Origin of the sequence: Oenococcus oeni DSM 20252 = AWRIB129, from assembly GCF_000372485.1 — a bacterium.
GTDB lineage: Bacteria > Bacillota > Bacilli > Lactobacillales > Lactobacillaceae > Oenococcus > Oenococcus oeni.
In genome coordinates this window covers 119545-137536 of record NZ_AQVA01000005.1, presented here as the reverse complement: position 1 = coordinate 137536, position 17992 = coordinate 119545, and the positions used below count along the sequence as shown (strand labels likewise).

Annotated in this window: 17 protein-coding genes; 14 read left to right on the top strand and 3 right to left on the bottom strand. The window is 38.4% G+C overall.

Annotated features, from left to right (window positions below):
* Window positions 1-175, bottom strand: a 175-nt coding sequence (locus A3G9_RS1000000109840; RefSeq protein WP_015639733.1) for a helix-turn-helix domain-containing protein, incomplete at its 3' end; no start/stop codon positions are given.
* Between the two features lie 294 nt (window positions 176-469).
* Between A3G9_RS1000000109840 and A3G9_RS0104915 the strand changes: the two genes are divergently transcribed.
* The 5 genes from A3G9_RS0104915 (at window position 470) to A3G9_RS0104895 (ending at window position 9324) form a co-directional block, all read left to right on the top strand.
* A complete protein-coding gene (locus A3G9_RS0104915) occupies window positions 470-3955 on the top strand; it encodes a PD-(D/E)XK nuclease family protein (RefSeq protein ID WP_002818131.1) in 3486 nt (1161 codons plus the stop codon).
* Window positions 3955-7515 carry a helicase-exonuclease AddAB subunit AddA gene (gene addA, locus A3G9_RS0104910; RefSeq protein WP_002821588.1) on the top strand — a complete coding sequence of 1187 codons (3561 nt, stop codon included), beginning with the start codon at window positions 3955-3957 and terminating at the stop codon, window positions 7513-7515. The genes A3G9_RS0104915 and addA overlap by 1 nt, the downstream gene beginning before the upstream one ends.
* A gap of 76 nt (window positions 7516-7591) precedes the next feature.
* Window positions 7592-8260 (top strand): 2,3-bisphosphoglycerate-dependent phosphoglycerate mutase, encoded by a 669-nt coding sequence (locus A3G9_RS0104905; protein ID WP_002818134.1) that lies wholly within the window; start codon window positions 7592-7594, stop codon window positions 8258-8260.
* Between the two features lie 174 nt (window positions 8261-8434).
* Window positions 8435-8713 carry a hypothetical protein gene (locus tag A3G9_RS0104900; RefSeq protein WP_002817904.1) on the top strand — a complete coding sequence of 93 codons (279 nt, stop codon included), beginning with the start codon at window positions 8435-8437 and terminating at the stop codon, window positions 8711-8713.
* Between the two features lie 5 nt (window positions 8714-8718).
* A complete protein-coding gene (locus A3G9_RS0104895) occupies window positions 8719-9324 on the top strand; it encodes a DNA-3-methyladenine glycosylase I (RefSeq protein WP_002818135.1) in 606 nt (201 codons plus the stop codon).
* On the opposite strand, the gene A3G9_RS0104890 is transcribed toward A3G9_RS0104895, so the two are convergent.
* Together A3G9_RS0104890 and A3G9_RS0104885 are read right to left on the bottom strand one after the other, a co-directional pair.
* Window positions 9321-10370: an AI-2E family transporter gene (locus tag A3G9_RS0104890; protein ID WP_002821585.1), complete on the bottom strand. Its 1050-nt coding sequence runs from the start codon at window positions 10368-10370 to the stop codon at window positions 9321-9323. The genes A3G9_RS0104895 and A3G9_RS0104890 overlap by 4 nt on opposite strands.
* A gap of 90 nt (window positions 10371-10460) precedes the next feature.
* Complete coding sequence (locus A3G9_RS0104885) at window positions 10461-10754, bottom strand: GNAT family N-acetyltransferase (protein ID WP_002818137.1); 294 nt, start codon at window positions 10752-10754, stop codon at window positions 10461-10463.
* 103 nt (window positions 10755-10857) lie between these two features.
* On the opposite strand from A3G9_RS0104885, the gene A3G9_RS0104880 reads away from it, so the two are divergent.
* The 9 genes from A3G9_RS0104880 to A3G9_RS0104840 all read left to right on the top strand — a co-directional run bounded on the left by A3G9_RS0104880 (window position 10858) and on the right by A3G9_RS0104840 (window position 17953).
* Window positions 10858-11049: a hypothetical protein gene (locus tag A3G9_RS0104880; protein ID WP_002818138.1), complete on the top strand. Its 192-nt coding sequence runs from the start codon at window positions 10858-10860 to the stop codon at window positions 11047-11049.
* 73 nt (window positions 11050-11122) lie between these two features.
* The gene (locus A3G9_RS0104875; protein ID WP_002818139.1) at window positions 11123-11578 is read left to right on the top strand and encodes a dCTP deaminase/dUTPase family protein; all 456 of its coding nucleotides are present in this window, start codon (window positions 11123-11125) and stop codon (window positions 11576-11578) included.
* On the top strand, window positions 11578-12048 hold the full coding sequence (locus A3G9_RS0104870; RefSeq protein WP_002818140.1) for an NUDIX hydrolase: 471 nt from the start codon (window positions 11578-11580) through the stop codon (window positions 12046-12048). The genes A3G9_RS0104875 and A3G9_RS0104870 overlap by 1 nt, the downstream gene beginning before the upstream one ends.
* A gap of 35 nt (window positions 12049-12083) precedes the next feature.
* Window positions 12084-13496, top strand: coding sequence for a DNA repair protein RadA (gene radA, locus A3G9_RS0104865; protein WP_002817898.1), 1413 nt, complete (start codon window positions 12084-12086; stop codon window positions 13494-13496).
* 18 nt (window positions 13497-13514) lie between these two features.
* A complete protein-coding gene (gene pgmB, locus A3G9_RS0104860; protein ID WP_002821584.1) occupies window positions 13515-14186 on the top strand; it encodes a beta-phosphoglucomutase in 672 nt (223 codons plus the stop codon).
* Between the two features lie 95 nt (window positions 14187-14281).
* Complete coding sequence (gene rdgB / locus A3G9_RS0104855) at window positions 14282-14896, top strand: RdgB/HAM1 family non-canonical purine NTP pyrophosphatase (protein WP_002818142.1); 615 nt, start codon at window positions 14282-14284, stop codon at window positions 14894-14896.
* A gap of 22 nt (window positions 14897-14918) precedes the next feature.
* Window positions 14919-16415, top strand: coding sequence for a glutamate--tRNA ligase (gene gltX, locus A3G9_RS0104850; RefSeq protein ID WP_002821583.1), 1497 nt, complete (start codon window positions 14919-14921; stop codon window positions 16413-16415).
* Between the two features lie 121 nt (window positions 16416-16536).
* Window positions 16537-17355, top strand: a complete 819-nt coding sequence (locus tag A3G9_RS0104845) for a phosphoribosyltransferase (protein WP_002817894.1) — start codon at window positions 16537-16539, stop codon at window positions 17353-17355.
* Between the two features lie 40 nt (window positions 17356-17395).
* Window positions 17396-17953 carry a hypothetical protein gene (locus A3G9_RS0104840; RefSeq protein ID WP_002818145.1) on the top strand — a complete coding sequence of 186 codons (558 nt, stop codon included), beginning with the start codon at window positions 17396-17398 and terminating at the stop codon, window positions 17951-17953.
* The last annotated feature ends 39 nt before the right edge of the window (window positions 17954-17992 follow it).

Sequence of the window (17992 nt, the reverse complement as noted above, 5' to 3'; positions counted from 1 at the left end):
GCTTGTATTCGGCATCTGTTTGTGCTAATTCAGCCTGATAAGGTTGACATCGAGATAATTCATAAGAAATTGTTGACGGTGATCGGTTCAGCCGAACGCCCATTTGGATATTGGACAGCCCTAGTTCACAAAAAGTTTCGATTTTAATTCGTTCGGAATAGGTTATACTAGACAAAAGATCAGCTCCTAAAAGATGGGTTTGTGGTAAACACCATTTTAAAGGAAGCTGATCTTTTTTGTCCGAACAGCGTTCGGATTAATTTTACAATCTACCAAAATAGTTATTGAAAATGTTGGAACTGCTTTAATTTATTTCCACCACTTTCTTTAATAAATGTTACAGCAGAAAATACTAAATAGAAAGCGATTTCAGTAATAAATTTACTAAAATCTTTACTAAAATATTTTTTTAATTTTTAAAGCTTCAACTTATTCAACAAGCAGTTTTTTACGATGATAAAATTGATTTATGACTTTAGAAATCGTCAGGGGTTTTGCTGATAGGGATTTTCGCAGTGAATTATTAGAACGAATTTATGAAAAATACCGGATCGATCCCCAGGCGCGTTTTTTTTATATTGTTCCAAACCATATTAAGTTCTCTGCCGAAGTGGACGTTTTAAAGAAATTTGGTTCTTTGTTGGGGAAAAATGATCAAGAAGCCCAAGCTTTTTCTCGTCTACAGGTTTATTCGTTATCCCGTCTCGCCTGGGCTTTGACCAAAGAACGCGACCAAAAAACAATTATCTCCAACCAGTCTGTTTCAATTCTGGTTGGACAGGTTTTAAGAGAACTTCCGATTGAAAAACTGAATATTTTCGCCCGTTCGGCACGAATGCCTGGTTTTGTTGCTAATGTTGCCGAGCAATTGTTGGAGATTTGGCGTTCGGGCCTGACAGCAAGCGAAATTTTGCCCCTTCATCAATTTGATGATCGTTTATCGGAAAAAATTAAAGTACTTGCGTTAATTGAAACAAAAATATTGCCGAGTTTGAAAGATTATTCTTTACCTGACGATGCTCTCAGAAATTTTGCCACTCAAATCAGCAAGATTGATTTAAAAAATTGCAATTTTTACTTCGAGGGCTTTTCCGGTTTCACAGCAAGTGAATTATCACTCGTCAAGGCTTTGATTTCAGCAGATAGAAAAACACAATTGGGCAAAAAGTCCGAAATTGTTTTTTCATTGACAGGGGAACAGCAGAGCGATCAATATGGGGAAGGGAATTTATTTTATAGAGCCAATCAACTCTTTAAAAACGAATTTTCTTCAGCACGAGTCTGGATCGTTTCCAACATCCGCCCACTATCCGAGTCGCAGCTGAATTTTGAGCAGAGTTGGCGCGAGTTGGAAACACAGGGTTTTACAAGTCAAAAGCGTTCTTTCCCACAGACTAAGATTGTTGTCAGCAGCGATCAGGAACATGAAATCGACTTTGTTGCTCGCTCGATCAGACAACGGTTAGTTGATAACCCGAAATTACGTGCAAAAGACATTCTCGTACTTGCTCAAAGACTTGACGGATATAAAAATATTATTCCAAAAATTTTTGATCGTTATGATTTGCCTTATTTTCTTGATAAAGATACGCGTATGTCTGATCATCCGCTTGCTTCTTTAGCCGAGAACTTATTGGGGTCTTCTAATGAGTTTGCCTATGAACGAATTATGAAAATTTTCCGAACCGGTCTTTTGTCTTGGCAGCTAGAGGACAATTTTCAAACGGCTTTGGATTATTTGGAAAATTATTTATTGGCCAACAATCCAAAAGAAAAAAATTGGCGCCAAGAAGAATTCCAGCTGATTCAGATTTCAGATGAGCAGGATTTAAATGACGATCACAAAATCGACCGGCAAATTAATGCATTGATTAATCGAATGCGTCTTTTTATAATTAAGATTCTTGACGATTTTCAAGAAAAATTCGCAAAAGTCGAAAATTATCATCAAGCCGTTAAAACACTTTATAACTGGCTGACCGATCAACAAGTTGACCAAGTTTTGCTCAATCAAGCTAATGATGGAGACGATCGCGGCCAGCAAACCTGGAAATTGCTTCTTTCGACTTTAGACGAAGTAGATCAACTAATCGGTGATAAAAAATACAGCCAAAAAGATTTTTTGCAAATTCTAAAAGACGGTTTTGCCGCTGCCAGTTTCTCCGGTATTCCTGCCAGCCTTGATCAAATTACCGTTTCCGAAAGTGGAATTGTTCAAAGAAATGATTTTAAAGCGCTTTATTTTATTGATGCCAGCGATGCTAGTCTTCCCGCTCAAACTAATTCCAGCAGTTTAATCGATGATTTCGATCGTTTGCAATTAATCGATGATTTCTCAAAAGCACAAAAACCTTACTATCTTCAGGATACTAGCCGGCAGGAAATGACTGCTGAAAATTTCCGTTTTTACTCTTCTGTTTTGTCGGCGACTGATTCGGTTACTTTCTCCTATTCGAAACTGAGACTTGACGGAAAGCAAAATGAGTTATCACCTTATTTAAGGCGCCTTTCTTTGAAAAATGTTTCTGACCTTAAGATTGAAAAAATTCCCGATCTGCCTCAATCACAAGCCGATTTGGTCGATTATTTGGGAACAGCAAATAGTTCGGCTGCCATTTTGAGTCAAACTGCGCAAAATTTTGGTGAAGATTTTATTGACGGTCTGACAGATTTGCTGATTAAACGCAATCCCTATTTTCAAAGGATACTTCAGGCCCTTCATTACAACAACCAGCCGGTTACTTTGCGGCCGGAATTAATTAAAAAGTTATTCGGTGAGGATTTAAGACTTTCTATTTCCCAAATTGAAAAATATTACAGCAATCCTTATGAATATTTTCTCCAATACGGTCTGCGACTGAAGAAGCGTAATCAGTTCACAGTCGATGCCGCTTTGTCCGGTACTTATTATCATTCAATCTTCGAACAGGTTATTAACCGTTTAATAGGTAAAAGGACCGATTTTCATGATTTAAGCGATCAGGAATTGAAAAAACTCAGCCAAGAAAGTGCCCAGAATTTGATCGAATTGCCTGATTTTCAAATTTTGCAGTCCGATGATCATTTTCGCGCAGTTGCTCGGAGCCTCACTGGTGACGTTTTGTTAACACTGAAATTAATGCACAGGGCCAATCGATTAAACAACTCTCGTCCAATTAAAACAGAAGCCGTTTTTGGAAAATTGTCTTCTGACCAACAGCGGGAGCAATCTTTATCCGGTCTTGATTTTACGTTGGCAAATGGTCGCAAGATTTATTTGCGCGGAAAGGTTGACCGAATTGATCAACAGGATCTGGAACATATATTTGGCACGATTATTGATTACAAATCGAATGGAAAAGTATTTGATTTTCGCGATGCTTATGTAGGCACAGAATTGCAGTTATTGACCTACTGGCTTGCTTTGTCAAAGAATAGTTCACGCATTGGAATCAATCAGCCTGGCGGAGCCGTTTTTGTACAGATAAGAAACAAACCGGCTGACATTTCCCAAGCGTTGGCTCATCAGATCCAACTAGATCAACTTATCGGTGATCGGGCCAAACAACAGGTGCCGGATTTCCAATTTCATGGTATTTTACTTGATGATCAGAATTATTTAGCTAATTTGCAAACGGTCTTGGCCGGTCAAAAAGCCAAATATTATAATTTCGGTTTAACCAAAAAAGGTCAAAAAACGGCACGAAGCGATTTGGTTTCCAAAGAAGATTTGACCGTCTTACTGAAACATGACGAAAAAAAATTAGTGGAAGCCGGTAACAAAATCATTCATGGAGAATTTCCGTTATACCCGATTAAAAAGAATGAACAAAGAAGCGCTTTAACATATTCTGATTACACGGAAATTATGAATTTTGATAGAAATTTCGGTAATCAATATAATAACTTGACTCGTTATCCAAAAAATAAAAGTGAATTGATTTCAAAAATGCGCGAGGAAGAAGGCGAAAATTAATGAATTTTTCTAAGAATCAACGGGCTGTTATTGCGCATATTCCTGATCATAACTTACTGGTAGCAGCCTCAGCCGGTTCCGGTAAAACAACTGTATTGATTGAACATGTTTATCAACAACTGCTCTCCGGAAAAAGCATTGATCGATTCTTAATTTCAACTTTTACCGATGCAGCAGCTTTAGAAATGAAGAATCGTTTGGAAAAACGGATTCGGGCTGGAATCACCGAAGAAGAAGGTCAACTTAAAAGACATTTGCAGGAACAATTGTTGTTGCTTAATTCTGCTGCAATTGGCACTTTGGATTCTTTTTCTTTAAGAATTATCGAGCGTTATTATTCAGTAATTGGACTTGATCCGCGATATCGTATGTTGGCTGATCAAACTGAAAAAAATCTTCTTGTCAAAGATGTTTTGGACGACACCTTTGATGAAATGTATCATGATGAAAAATTTCTAAGGCTCTTGAATAATTTTTCTTCCGCCAGCCATGATCAGGATTTAAAAAATTTGGTCATCAAATTGAATACGATGGCCGAAACTCGTGCCAACCCTGATTTTTGGCTTGATTCGATCGCTGAAAATTATCGTCTAAGCGGCGGCCTGACGAAAGGTTCTTTTTGGAAAGAATTATTACAACCACAAATTGTTAATCGCGCTTCGGCCGCCCTTTATCAGCTTCTTTCGGCCAAAAAAGGAGTTGAAGATCTCGAAGATTATCACAGTTACATAGCTTATTTAGCTGATGCAGTTGGTCTGGTTCGCGGTTTTATCGAAGTTTGCTCTCAAAATAATTGGCAGCAAATGAGCGATTACTTTGTTAATAATTCCTGGCCGAAATCGGCTCGCAAATCAGGAAAAAACGAACAAGAAGCCGATTATTTTGATAACTGGATCAAGCCCTGGATTAAAGAGGCTAAAGATTCTTACCGTTCAATTGAAAGTGATTTTTTGTTTTTGAATGAATCTCAATGGCTTGATATCAGTGAAAAATCTCTAGGTGTTGTTGAAGAATTAATCCGATTAACGAAAGTTTTCCGCAAAAAATTTGCTTTAAAAAAAAGAGAATTATCGCTACTCGATTTTTCCGACGGTGAACAGTTTGCTTATCAAATTCTCCAAAATCAGACCGTTCGTGAAGAAATTCAATCACTTTTTGATGAAGTACTTGTTGACGAGTATCAGGATATTAACGATCTTCAGGAAAATATTCTTACGGACGTTTCCAATGGATCGAATTTCTTTATGGTCGGAGATTTAAAACAAAGCATCTATGGTTTTCGACAAGCAGATCCAGTCAATTTTTCAAATAAATACATTCAATATAAAGAGGGAAACGGCGGCGAATTAATAGAGCTATCTGAAAATTATCGTTCGCAACACAACGTCGCCGATTTTACGAATGCTGTTTTTCGCAAATTAATGGACCGCAAACTTGGTGGAATCGATTATCGGGGGGATGTCGAATTAAAAGCAGCCAATCGGGATTACCCAAAGAATCTGAAGAACGTTGCCGACATCTCGATTTTCGATATTGACGAAGAGAGCAACGAAGATGAAGATTTTAATAGTCGTCAAGCGCAAATCGAAATCATTGCTGCAAAAATTCAGGCGTTGGTTGGACAGTCTGAAATTTATGATCGCCAGAGTGGAAAAATGCGACCGCTTGTTTATCGGGATATTACTATTCTTGAGCGTTCTCACAGCTGGGAAAATGATATTCAAACAATTTTTAAAAAGTATCACATTCCAATTAATGTTGCTGCGGGTAATTTTTTGCAAGAATTTGAAGTATCGATTGTTTTGAGTTTTTTAAAAATTATTGATAATCCTCATCAGGATATTCCTTTGGTGGCTGTCTTACGGTCTCCGATTTATGGACTGGATGAGAATCAATTAGCCGAAATCAGGACAGCCGATATGAAACATGACTATTTTTCGGCCCTGCAGGCTTACGCTAAAACAGGTCAGGATTTAGATTTACAAAAAAAAATGGCGGCTTTTTTGGTTCAACTGGAAAATTATCGAGAAATAGCTGCCGATAATCAAATCGTTGATTTGATTTGGCAAATTTATAACGATACTAATTGGCCGGAGTATGTTGCCGGAATGGTTGGAGGGAGTCAAAGACAGGCTAATTTGCATGCACTTTATCAATATGCCCAGCAGCTTTCCGATAATCATTTCGTTGGCTTGTTTTCTTTTATTCGTTACGTCGAGCAGCTGATGGATTCGGTCGAAGACTTTGCCCAGGCACCGGTCAATATGGGTCAGGAGGCTGTATCCGTAATGACAATTCATGCCGCGAAGGGGCTTGAATTTCCGATTGTTTTTCTCTTGAATTTGGATAAGCAAATTGATAACCGTGATTCCAATGGAGCGATGGTTGTTGATTTCGATAATGGAATTGGAATTGATTTCGTTCATCCAACTTCCCAGGTAAAAATTCCGACAATTCAAAAGATTGCTGTTGCCGAGAAAATTAAAGAGAAAAATTGGGCCGAAGAAATGAGACTTTTGTATGTTGCTTTAACAAGAGCCGAACAGAGATTATATTTAGTTGGTTCAAGTAAAAGAATGAGTGATTTAATTCATAATTGGGGCACTCCGGTTTCAATCGGAAAAAAGGTAATTGCTTTTCAAGATCGAATGCGGGCAAAAAGTTATCAAAGTTGGATTGGCATGTCTTTGGCAAACAGCGGATATATTAAATTGGACAAGGTTGAGGGGAATTATTCAAAAAAGGACCTTACTTTTAAAATTGAAAGTTACAATGCACAAACAATTCCGAAAATTGTTGAAAATAAAGCAAAAATCAAACAGAACGAACAAGAGGAGACCGGGATCGATCTTGCGCGAAGCAAGAAAATTCTCGATTACAATTATCCTTATAAAATCGAAAGCGAACTGGCGGCTTATCATAATGTCAGTGAATTAAAACGTGTTTTTGAGGATCCTGATTCCTTATTGATGCCCGAAATGAATTCCGATCGTCAGCCACAAATTACCGAACTTCCCGAACCAAAATTCATTGGTGGCAACGATCAAGAACAAGTAAGTTCTACCGACAAAGGAACGGCTACCCATTTGATTTTGGAAAAGATCGACTGGAAAAAAGAAATCGACAAGGATTATCTTCAACAACTGATCAAAGAGAATATTCCCGATCAAAAAACCCGTCAATCAATCGAACTTGATCGAATTATCTGGTTTGCTAATTCGGAGTTTGGTACAGAAATAAAAAAATCCGCGTCGACTTTAAAACGCGAACAGACTTTTGCAATGCTTATTCCGGCAAAACAAATTTATCAGCAGGTCGAGACAAGTGATCCGGTTTTGGTTCATGGAATTATTGACGGTTATTTTATCAGCGATGGTCTAATTACTTTGTTTGACTATAAAACAGACCGTTTTGGCAAGGACTACGTTTCCAAATTAAAGGAGAGATACTCTGGCCAGTTGAATCTATATGCGGCAGCCTTATCCAGTATTTACCCGAATTTAAAGGTCGAAAGAAAAGTAGTTGTTGGTCTTCAAGGAAAACGCCTGATATATTTATAAAAAATAAATTAAGTAAATCTATTTTTTGTTTTAGAAATAAGACGCAAAGATTATTGAATATCGTTAAGATTTATGTATGAGTAAACTTGTATTAATCCGTCATGGGGAATCGACTGCTAATCACGATAATATTTTTACCGGCTGGACCGATGTTCCGTTAACTGAAAAAGGGATCTCTCAAGCACATGTTGCTGGAAAACAGTTGTCACACTCTGGAATTGATTTTGATATCGTTTATACTTCAATGCTCCAAAGAGCGATTGTAACCAGCTATATTATTTTGAATGAAATCAATCAGGCCTGGCTCCCGATAGTCAAGTCCTGGCGTCTAAACGAACGGCATTATGGAGCTTTACGCGGCCTTAATAAAGCCGAAACCGCACAAAAGTATGGAGATACTCAGGTCAGAGAGTGGCGCCGCAGTTATACGACCGTTCCACCACTTTTGGGTCACGAAGAATCTTCCGAGCGTTATTTAAAACTGGGAATTAAAGAACCTCTTGGCGAGTCGGCCGAAATGTCTTGGAAACGTGTTCAACCTTTTTGGGAAGATCAAATTGCCAAACAGCTTCGAAGTGAAAAGAATGTTTTGTTGGTTGCCCACGGTTCTTCTATTAGAGTTTTATTAAAGTTTTTGGATCGCATATCTGACGATAATTTTATGAAAGTTGAAGTTGGCAACGGGGAACCGATTATTTATAATTTTGATCAGCAGCTAAAAGTTATTTCCAAAAGTAATCTTTAGTATGGCTGCATAAAAAAATAAAGAATTAATAATTGGACACGAATAAAGTACTGGTTTAGGTATACAAAAATAAGAATGATTGATTTTGCTTCGGCTTTTGATTGATCAAAAGCCTATGTTTTAGCGCATTTTCATGCAATACTAGGCAGTATAGAATTAACTGAGGAGGAAATTATGGACGATCAAACATTGATGAAGAAGGCACTGTTATCGACAGCCAGGCATTTTGATTACAAAAATCTCAATTTGCCGGTCTGGATTTCAGCGATTAATGGTGAATTTATCTCAGCCGCCGAATCTTACGATGCTGATGTTACTGATATTCAGCTTTATTTTAGCGGTACAAAAAATGGCGACGTTTATCATGCCTCTGGAACCTTTGAGTTTGCTGGCGGAACACAAACTGATGAAAGCGATATTCAGTTGGACGCAGATACGGATTATGAGGTTTGATTTATATGCGCAATCAACAGCCTGCTCTTTTATTAAACGATCAAAAAAAGCGTTGCGCCTGGGCCTCTGAAATTAATAAACCATCGCCGGAAATGATTTTATATCATGATCTGGAATGGGGGCGCCCAAGCCATGACGACCGCTATTTATTTGAGTTACTTTGTTTAGAGACCTATCAGGCCGGTTTGAGTTGGGCAATTGTTTTAAAAAAGCGCGATGCTTTTCGTCGGGCTTTTTTTAATTTCGAAATCAAAAGAGTCGCAGAAGTTACCTCGATTGAAAATCTTTTATTGAACAAAGATATTATTAGAAATCGGATGAAACTGTCGGCTACGGTCAATAACGCAAAAATTTTCTTGAAGATTGAAAAGGAATATGGTTCCTTTGCTGATTATCTTTGGCATTTTACTAACGGAAAAACTATTGATAATCACGTTCTTAATCACGCAGATATTCCCTCTGAGAACCAATTATCAATTAATATTTCCAAACAAATGAAAAAGACCGGTTTTAAGTTTACCGGCCCCGTGACAATTTATTCCTATTTACAGGCTGTTGGCATCATTAATGATCATCAGATAGATTGTCAATTTAACCCCGACAATATTTAGTGATCATTTTTTTTGACTGTTTTTGGCATTTTTTTCTTTTTTTCTGAACTATGGACGCCTAAAATATCCAAGAAGAAAGAAACAATCGGTAAACCGACAATTAATCCCCAACCCCCGAGCAGTTCGCTCATGATGATTAAAGTAATAAAAGCGACAAATACCGGCAGATCTGTCCGACCGGCCATTAGACGAGGATGGAGAAAATACGATTCAAATAAATGAATTACGACTACTAGGACAATTACTTCCGCTACTCGAATCAAACCGCCACTGGCGAAAGCAATCAAACCGAGCGGTATGATTGAAATCAAAACCCCGGCAACCGGAACCAGACCAAAAATAAAAATAATAATCGTTAATAGAAGTAAGCTTGGCATCTTTAAAAGTGACAGTCCGATTGCCATTAAGAGTGTATTAATCGAACAAATCAGCAATTGCGTTTCAATTATTTTGCCGAGAATCAGTACAAATTTGCGAGCCAGGTAATAAATGTTTTTAAAGAATTCGCGATAAGGAGACTTGAGGAACTCGTGGCCGAATTTCAAGAGTCTATTGTGGCTGATACTATAAACGAAACTTAAGAAAATTGCCAATACAACGTGCGTGAACCCGGTACCGACATGACCGACTTCTCGCAAACCGGTAATTAGAACATTTTTGCTATTGGAAACAATTTCACTGCTGTGGATAGCCTGATTAATCAATTTATCAATATTTTTGTTTAAATAGGGATGATCGACAATTGCTTTGGATATCATATTCGGAATCACTTTTAACTGTTCCACTAAAAGCGGTGCAGCATAAGTGATTGCACTGATAAAAAGGCCCAATCCAAAAACGTACATAAGAATCACCGCCAGCAGATAAGGAACCTTGAATTGCTTCTTGAAAAATAAGCTGGCTTTAATTGCTAAATAAGAAAAAATCGTCGTTAACAGAATCACGCCAATAAAGTTTCTTAGAGTGTATATAACGATAATTAAAAAAATTAATGTCAAATAAAGTTGGGCATCTTTACGTTTTAAAAAATTTCCGATGTAATTCATTGAATAACCTAGCTTTCATGATACATAATATCGGTTTATTTTGTATATTTTATTTTATCAACGTTCAGCAATCATGTTTAACAAAAATAATTAGTTTTCTTTGTATTCGTATTTTTGGTAGTTTTTGTTTTGCAAAAATGCCTTTTTAGAGAAGGAACAAACCGCTTTTATTAGCTGACCGTTTTTTACTGCATCGTCAACTGCTTTTTTCAGCAATTTTCCAGCGATGCCGCGATTTCTAAAAAGCGGGTCAACTCTGACTTGGTTGATGCTGATTACTTTTCCCTGCTTGATTTTCGAGTATAAAAGTTCGCTAATTACCTTACCTGCGTTGTTTTCGGCATAGTAACAATCTTCTTTAAACTTAATCTGATATTCATTCATACTTTAATTTTACAAACTCCCATAGCTTTTTATAATGGAAGTGTAAGAGGATTGACTAATTTTATAAAAATCCTTAACCAAAAATAATCTAATAAGGAGAAGCATGGACCGAGAAAAATTTAGAAAGCAGGATCATTACACAGCCGAAGAATGGCGCAATATTCATTCCGGGACTGCGCAACAAATGGACTACCTTAATCAACATATCGAAAGTATGGAACATGCTTATGAAAGGCATATGGCTTCTGGTGAACATATGCTTGATGAATATACGACCACTGATGATAAAAAGTAGTAAAGTCGAATGTTTTTTCGGCTTTTCTTTTATCTTTTTTTATTAGAAATCTCATATTCGTATAATGGTATGTATGACTAAAGATCGAGGTTTTGAAATTGTAACAAGGTTCAAAGATGCCGGCATAAAATTTCCTAGCCGGGGAACTGCGCATGCGGCCGGCTATGATATAAGAGCAGCTGAGGATACAGAAATACCTGGTGACGGTACGATTAAATTGGTTCCGACCGGGATTAAAGCTTATATGCCGCATGATAATGTCTTATTTTTGGTTAATCGTTCTTCGGGGCCTTACAAACGTGGATTGGTCCTGCCTAATTCGGTCGGTGTAATCGATGCCGACTATTACAATAATGAGAAAAACGAAGGCGAGATTTTTGTTCAATTACAGTCGATATCCGGTAAAACTGTCGATGTTAAAAAAGGAGACCGGATCGTTCAAGCGATTTTTGTTCCCTTTCTGCTTGCCGATAATGACCGTGCTGGAGGTCTTCGACATGGCGGCTTTGGTTCGACGGGAGATAATTAATGTCTGATGAAGCAAATGATATCGTTTTTCGAAACGAAACGCACGATTTCAAGGTTCGGGTTACTGGAGTTTTGTTTAATGAAAAAAATCAACTAGCTCTTAATCCGGATAAGATAAGTTCTCAGCATTCTTATGTTACGCTGCCGGGCGGTAAATTAAAGTTTGGTGAAAGCAGTGATCAGGCGATTATTCGTGAATTTACCGAGGAAATGGGCATAAAAATTAAAACAGTTCGTTTATTGGCTGTGACGGAAAATTTGTATAGTTATCAAAATAAACATAACAGTGAAATCAATTTCACTTGGTTGGTTAAAAGAGTCGGCCAAGAGAATTTTTTTGCAAAAGACAACAATGAACAAACTGTTATTTGGCGTGATCCTCATCAATTGGAAGATTTTTTGCCAAAAAAACTAAGGTTGGTAATAATTGATTTGCCAAAAACACCGGTTCATATTGTCAATCATGGCTAAAATAGTGGTCTAAACAGTTTAATATATAGGAAAAAATGGCAAAAGCAAAAACACAATTTGTTTGTTCCAACTGTGGCTATACCAGTGCTCGCTATCTTGGGCGCTGTCCGAATTGCGGCCAATGGAATACATTAATAGAGGAAAAAATTGTTCCCGAAGCAGTTGTAAACCGAAAAGCTCGAATCAGTTTCGACGGGCGGGTTGCCAAACCGAAAAAGATTTCTGAAATCTCCGGTAATGAATTACCTAGAACAAGGACTGGATTAAGGGAATTAAATCGCGTCCTTGGCGGTGGGATCGTCCCGGGAAGCTTAATTTTGATTGGCGGCGATCCAGGAATCGGGAAATCGACTTTAATGCTTCAGGTTTCTGGTCAGTTGGCCGAAAATGGCGGAAGTGTTCTTTATGTTTCCGGAGAAGAGTCGGATAATCAGATTAAATTGCGTGCTGATCGACTTGGAGTTGGTTCGGATTCTTTTATTGTTTATCCGGAAACGGATATGGAACAAATTAAATCAATTGTCCAACAGATCGAACCGGATTATTTGGTAATTGATTCGGTTCAGACGATGCAGGAACCTGATCTGCAGTCGCCAATTGGCTCGGTTGCCCAAATACGAGAAGTGACGGCCGACTTAATGCAGATCGCCAAAACGAATGCAATTACGGTTTTCATTGTCGGGCATGTTACTAAAGATGGATCGATCGCCGGTCCGAAAATTCTCGAGCACATGGTTGATACGGTTCTGTATTTTGAAGGGGATGCCAATTACAAGTACCGGATCCTCCGAACTGTTAAAAATCGTTTTGGATCGACCAATGAACTTGGTATCTTTGAAATGCGTGATCATGGTTTACGAGAAGTAGCCAATCCTTCGGAGATCTTTCTCGAAGAGCGTTTGGCCGGCGCAACCGGATCGGCAATTACAGCCAGTATGGAGGGCAGTCGTCCGATTTTAGTCGAAGTGCAGGCTTTGGTCGCACCAACGGTTTTCGGTAACGCTCAGCGTGTGACAACCGGCGTTGATCGAAATCGCGTTGCTCAGATTTTAGCCGTTTTGGAAAAACATGCCAATCTGCTTTTACAAAATCAGGATGCCCATGTTCGAATTACCGGAGGCGTTAAAATCGACGAGCCGGCAGCTGATTTGGCAATTGCTTTAGCCGTTGCCAGTTCTTACCATGAAAAAGCAACTAATGCTTCCGATGTTTTTCTTGGTGAAGTAGGTTTGGGAGGAGAAGTCCGTTCAATTTCTCTGATTGAGGATCGTTTGAAAGAGATTGCCAAGCTTGGATTTAAACGGGCAATTGTTTCAAAAAATAATTTGGCAGGAATCGATTTGCCAAAAGGTCTGCAGGTGATTGGTGTTTCTACTTTGGAAGAAGCATTGAAATTAGGCCTTGATTTGAATAGGGCTTCCAAACAGAAAGGTTTTGCTGATTTATAATTAAAAAGGGAAATTATAATGGCAAAATTTTCGGATATTAAAGGTTTTACTTTTGATTTGGATGGTGTCATTACCGATACGGCCAAATTTCATGAGCAGGCTTGGGAACAAACAGCTGAAGAGGTTAAAACACCCTGGAGTGACCAGCTCGCAGCCGATCTAAAGGGCATTTCGCGGATGGATTCTTTGGAAATGATTCTAAAAGCCGGCAATCATGAAAAAAGTTACAGTCATGAAGAAAAAGTAGCTTTAGCCGATCAGAAAAACAAAAAATATCAGCAATTGATAAAACGGTTAACGCCTGCTGATATTTTGCCCGGCATGGAGAAATTGCTTAATGATTTGAAAAGCGCCGGTTATCAAATGAGTCTTGCCAGTGCCTCAAAGAACGCTCCTGGAATACTTAAACAATTAGGAATCAGCGATTATTTCAAAGGAATTGTTGATCCGGCGACTTTGCATGCCGGAAAACCGGATCCGGAGATTTTTGTTCGGGCCGGTGAGATTCTCGGTTTTAGAGCTGAAGAGATGATCGGTTTGGAAGACGCTCCAGCCGGAATTAAATCGATTAAAGGAGCCGGCCAAACTGCTCTTGGGATTGGGCCGGCAACGAAGACTGCTGTTCCGGATCTTTATTTTGATAATACAGCCGAAGTGAGTTTGGCTGCGATTAAAGAGCGGATGGCTTAGAAAACGCTTAAGATCGTTTTTTGTTTTAGCTTTTTAAGATAATTGTTTCGCTGATATTAAAAGTTCAATTAACTTTAAATTAAAAAAATAAAGGCTTGTTTTTTGATTATTTTTCTTATTATGTTAATATGCAAAGAATTATATTCGCCACAAAAAACAGAGGGAAAAGTCAAGAAGCGGCTTCAATTCTGAACGGCCGTTTTGACTTAATTGATTTAAATCATCTATCAAATATTCCGGAAATTGTTGAAAATGGTTCAAGTTTTCTGGAAAACGCTGAAATTAAGGCGAAAACAACTGCACAATTGTATCCGAACGATTTGGTAATGGCTGAAGATACCGGACTTTGTATTGATGCTTTGAACGGACGCCCTGGCATTTATTCAGCTCGATATGCCGGTGATCATAACGATCAGGCGAACGTTGAAAAGGTACTAAAAGAATTGAAGGGCCTTCCAACGGAAAAACGATCAGCCCACTTTACAACCATTATTGTTTTGCTTGGTTTAAAAAAAGAGATTATTGCCAAAGGTATTAGTGAAGGGACTATTTTGGATCATCAAGAAGGATTGGATGGTTTTGGTTACGATCCGATTTTTTATTCACACGATCTTGGAAAAAGTTTTGGTCAGGCAAGTGAAAAAGAAAAGGATTCAATTTCCCATCGGGCCAAGGCTTTAAAAGATTTAATCTCGCAAATTAAGGCTTAAACACTTACACTATACTAATGTTATGATTGAAAAAATTCGTGTTAGATACGCCCCTAGTCCGACGGGGCATTTACATATTGGTAATGCTCGGACAGCAATCTTCAACTGGCTTTTTGCCCGTCATTATAATGGCCAGTTTATAATTCGAATCGAAGACACCGACTTGGCTCGGAATGTTAAAGACGGCGAAAAAAGTCAGCTTGATAATTTGCAGTGGCTCGGCATCGACTGGGACGAAGGACCGGATAAGGCCAATTCAAAATATGCTCCCTATCGACAAACTGAGCGGGCCGCTCAGGGGGTTTATCAAAAATATATCGACGAACTTCTAGCTTCGGGAAAAGCCTATAAATCATATAAAACCGAAGCAACTCTGAAAGAAGAACGGGAGGCTCAGGCTCAGGCTCATCAGGCTCCTCATTACGTTTATGAATATGCCGGAATGACGAAGGAACAAATTAAGGATGCTCAAGCAAAAGACGAAGCGGTTGGTCTAAAATCAGTGGTGCGTTTTCGCGTACCAGAAAATCATGATTATCAGTGGCAAGATCTGGTTAAAGGTGAAGTTAAGATTAATTCGAAAGAAATTGGCGGCGATTGGGTAATTCAAAAGGCCGATGGAATGCCAACTTATAATTTTGCCGTCGTAATTGATGATCATTTAATGGAAATAACTCACGTTTTGCGTGGGGACGATCATGTCAGCAATACGCCCAAACAGTTAATGGTTTACGAGGCCTTCGGATGGAAAGCACCTGCCTTTGGGCATATGGCATTGATCATTAAAGCCGAAACGGGTAAGAAACTTTCCAAGCGCGACGAAGATACTTTACAGTTTATTGAACAATATCGGGAGTTGGGCTATCTGCCGGAAGCAATGTTTAATTTTATCGGCTTGCTTGGTTGGTCTCCGGTTGGAGAAAATGAGATTTTTACTCGCGAACAATTCAAAGAGATGTTTGACGAGAATCGGTTTACGAAGGCCAATGCCAAATTTGATGCTAAAAAATTGGCTTGGGTCAATAACCAGTGGATGCGTTCGGAAAAAGAAAAGGTTATGCCTCAATTGATTCATGAATTGGTTAAAGCTGGTTTAATTAATGACCAACAGGCTAAAAACGATGCTGATCATTTAGCTAAAATTATCGAAATTGCCGGAGTTGACGGGATCAAGGCAACCAGTGAAATAGCTCCCTTAGCTGAATATCCTTTTTTTAAATTACACGATATTTCCAAGGAAGATCGTCAATCTTGGTTGGAAACCGATGACGGCCAAAAGGTTGCCGCGGCTTTCACTGAAAAAATTAAAGCTTTGGCTGAAGATGAGTTTAAGGCTGATCATATTTTGCAGATTATCCGTGACTTGCAACACGATTTGCAAATCAAAGGGCGTCCTCTATGGAATCCAATCCGTTTAATTACAACTCACGAGGTTCAAGGACCGAATTTACCGGAAATTTTGGCAGTCATGGGCAAAGATTGGACAATTAAAAATATCCAGTTGACAGTCGCTGTTTGATAATTGGATGAGAGTTTTTCATCTCTTGAAAAAATTTCGATCGCTTTTGACAGATTGTTTTAATTAATGAATTCCTTTGTTGAGTGCTTTATAACCTATAATATTTTGGAAGGAGGAATTTATGCCAAAATATTTTTACCGCACTATTAATGATTTAAACGATTTAATTAAAGAAAATTTGGCCCGTTTACAATCGTATAATTTCGATTTGATTGTTGGCCTGCCAAGGCGGGGCATGATTCCCGCCACTTTGATCGGTTTGTTTTTAAATAAACCGGTCGTCAGCTTTAATGAATTAAATGCTAATTTGGCAAGCGAAAAAATTGGTTACCGCCTACAGGAAGAATCGGCTAAGTTTCCGAAATCTTATAGCAACATTTTATTGGTTGATGATTCAACCGATGAAGGGACTGTTTTTGAACAGGCCTTTTCCAAACTGGACGAAGCTACGGCAAAAAAAGTCACTACTCTTTCTGTCTATGCAACTGAAAAAGGCGGCGATCGAGTTGATTTGCATTTGGAAACCCTTGAAGAACCCAAACTTTATGAATGGAATATTTTGCATAAGAAAGCAGCTTTGGCTGATGCAGCGATGAGATTTGAGGGAATTATTGCGACTAATGCTATCACAGGTGCTTGGATTCCGGTCACTTTACCAAGCTATCCGGTCAAGATAATTTATTCCGGTCTGCGTGAAAGGCATCGGGAACAATTAGAGTCTTTCCTGCGGCAACATGGCGTTCAATTTGAGCAATTAAAGATGGAAGTTGTTTCTTCAAGGCAGTTGAAACAAATTGTGGCAGAGGAAAAGGTTGCTCTTGTTTATGAGAACGATATGTTTATTACGCGTGATTTAGTTGATACGATTGCTGTATACAACGTTTCCGGCAATTTCCTCGTGAATGCAAATACTAACGAAGAATTGGACTATGACGATTAGTTCTTATAAATATTTTCGTTTTTAGCGGGAGGCAAAGTCTATGAGCAAAACCGAGTGGATAGAAGATTTCAAAAGAATTAATGGACGCGATCCAAAACCACGAGAGTTTCGTAAGGCTTTGAATAAGGGCGAATTTACATTGGAAGAGAGCCTGGAAACCGATCCAATACAAGCAACTCCGCCTGTAGACAATCTCTCTCGAAAAGAGCTGCGGCAATTAAAAAAAGAAAGAAAGTTTTCCAGTCCGAAGAATGGGATTAGCTCGCTTGTTTTGGCTTTTTTCAGCCTTTTATTTACTTTATCGCCAATTCTTTTCATTTTGAATCCGGATATTCTTCTAAACTTTCAAAGTAAAGCAAATATTGAAAATCTCGCTTCACTTTTGATTGTCATGTTCTTCTTTGGCGTTCTGTTGCTTTTTGTGGCGATCGTTTTCGCGTTAACTAGTTTGTTTAAGGCACCGAGAAGTTTGGCAATTATTGCTTTTTTCTTTTCAATGATTAATTTGTTTTATGTTTATACGATAATTAATTTTGCTCAATCAGCAAGCGGCTATTTCAGCAATGCAGTCGATATTTTAGAAGACATTTTTAAATAATTAAAAAAACAAATAAAAACCTTCGTAATTAAAACAATT

Bases quoted from the DNA above. Each gene is read 5' to 3' on its own strand.
- A3G9_RS0104915 (WP_002818131.1), top strand. From the start codon at position 470: ATGACTTTAGAAATCGTCAGGGGTTTTGCTGATAGGGATTTTCGCAGT.
- addA (WP_002821588.1), top strand. From the start codon at position 3,955: ATGAATTTTTCTAAGAATCAACGGGCTGTTATTGCGCATATTCCTGAT.
- A3G9_RS0104905 (WP_002818134.1), top strand. From the start codon at position 7,592: ATGAGTAAACTTGTATTAATCCGTCATGGGGAATCGACTGCTAATCAC.
- A3G9_RS0104900 (WP_002817904.1), top strand. From the start codon at position 8,435: ATGGACGATCAAACATTGATGAAGAAGGCACTGTTATCGACAGCCAGG.
- A3G9_RS0104895 (WP_002818135.1), top strand. From the start codon at position 8,719: ATGCGCAATCAACAGCCTGCTCTTTTATTAAACGATCAAAAAAAGCGT.
- A3G9_RS0104890 (WP_002821585.1), bottom strand. From the start codon at position 10,370: ATGAATTACATCGGAAATTTTTTAAAACGTAAAGATGCCCAACTTTAT.
- A3G9_RS0104885 (WP_002818137.1), bottom strand. From the start codon at position 10,754: ATGAATGAATATCAGATTAAGTTTAAAGAAGATTGTTACTATGCCGAA.
- A3G9_RS0104880 (WP_002818138.1), top strand. From the start codon at position 10,858: ATGGACCGAGAAAAATTTAGAAAGCAGGATCATTACACAGCCGAAGAA.
- A3G9_RS0104875 (WP_002818139.1), top strand. From the start codon at position 11,123: ATGACTAAAGATCGAGGTTTTGAAATTGTAACAAGGTTCAAAGATGCC.
- A3G9_RS0104870 (WP_002818140.1), top strand. From the start codon at position 11,578: ATGTCTGATGAAGCAAATGATATCGTTTTTCGAAACGAAACGCACGAT.
- radA (WP_002817898.1), top strand. From the start codon at position 12,084: ATGGCAAAAGCAAAAACACAATTTGTTTGTTCCAACTGTGGCTATACC.
- pgmB (WP_002821584.1), top strand. From the start codon at position 13,515: ATGGCAAAATTTTCGGATATTAAAGGTTTTACTTTTGATTTGGATGGT.
- gltX (WP_002821583.1), top strand. From the start codon at position 14,919: ATGATTGAAAAAATTCGTGTTAGATACGCCCCTAGTCCGACGGGGCAT.
- A3G9_RS0104845 (WP_002817894.1), top strand. From the start codon at position 16,537: ATGCCAAAATATTTTTACCGCACTATTAATGATTTAAACGATTTAATT.
- A3G9_RS0104840 (WP_002818145.1), top strand. From the start codon at position 17,396: ATGAGCAAAACCGAGTGGATAGAAGATTTCAAAAGAATTAATGGACGC.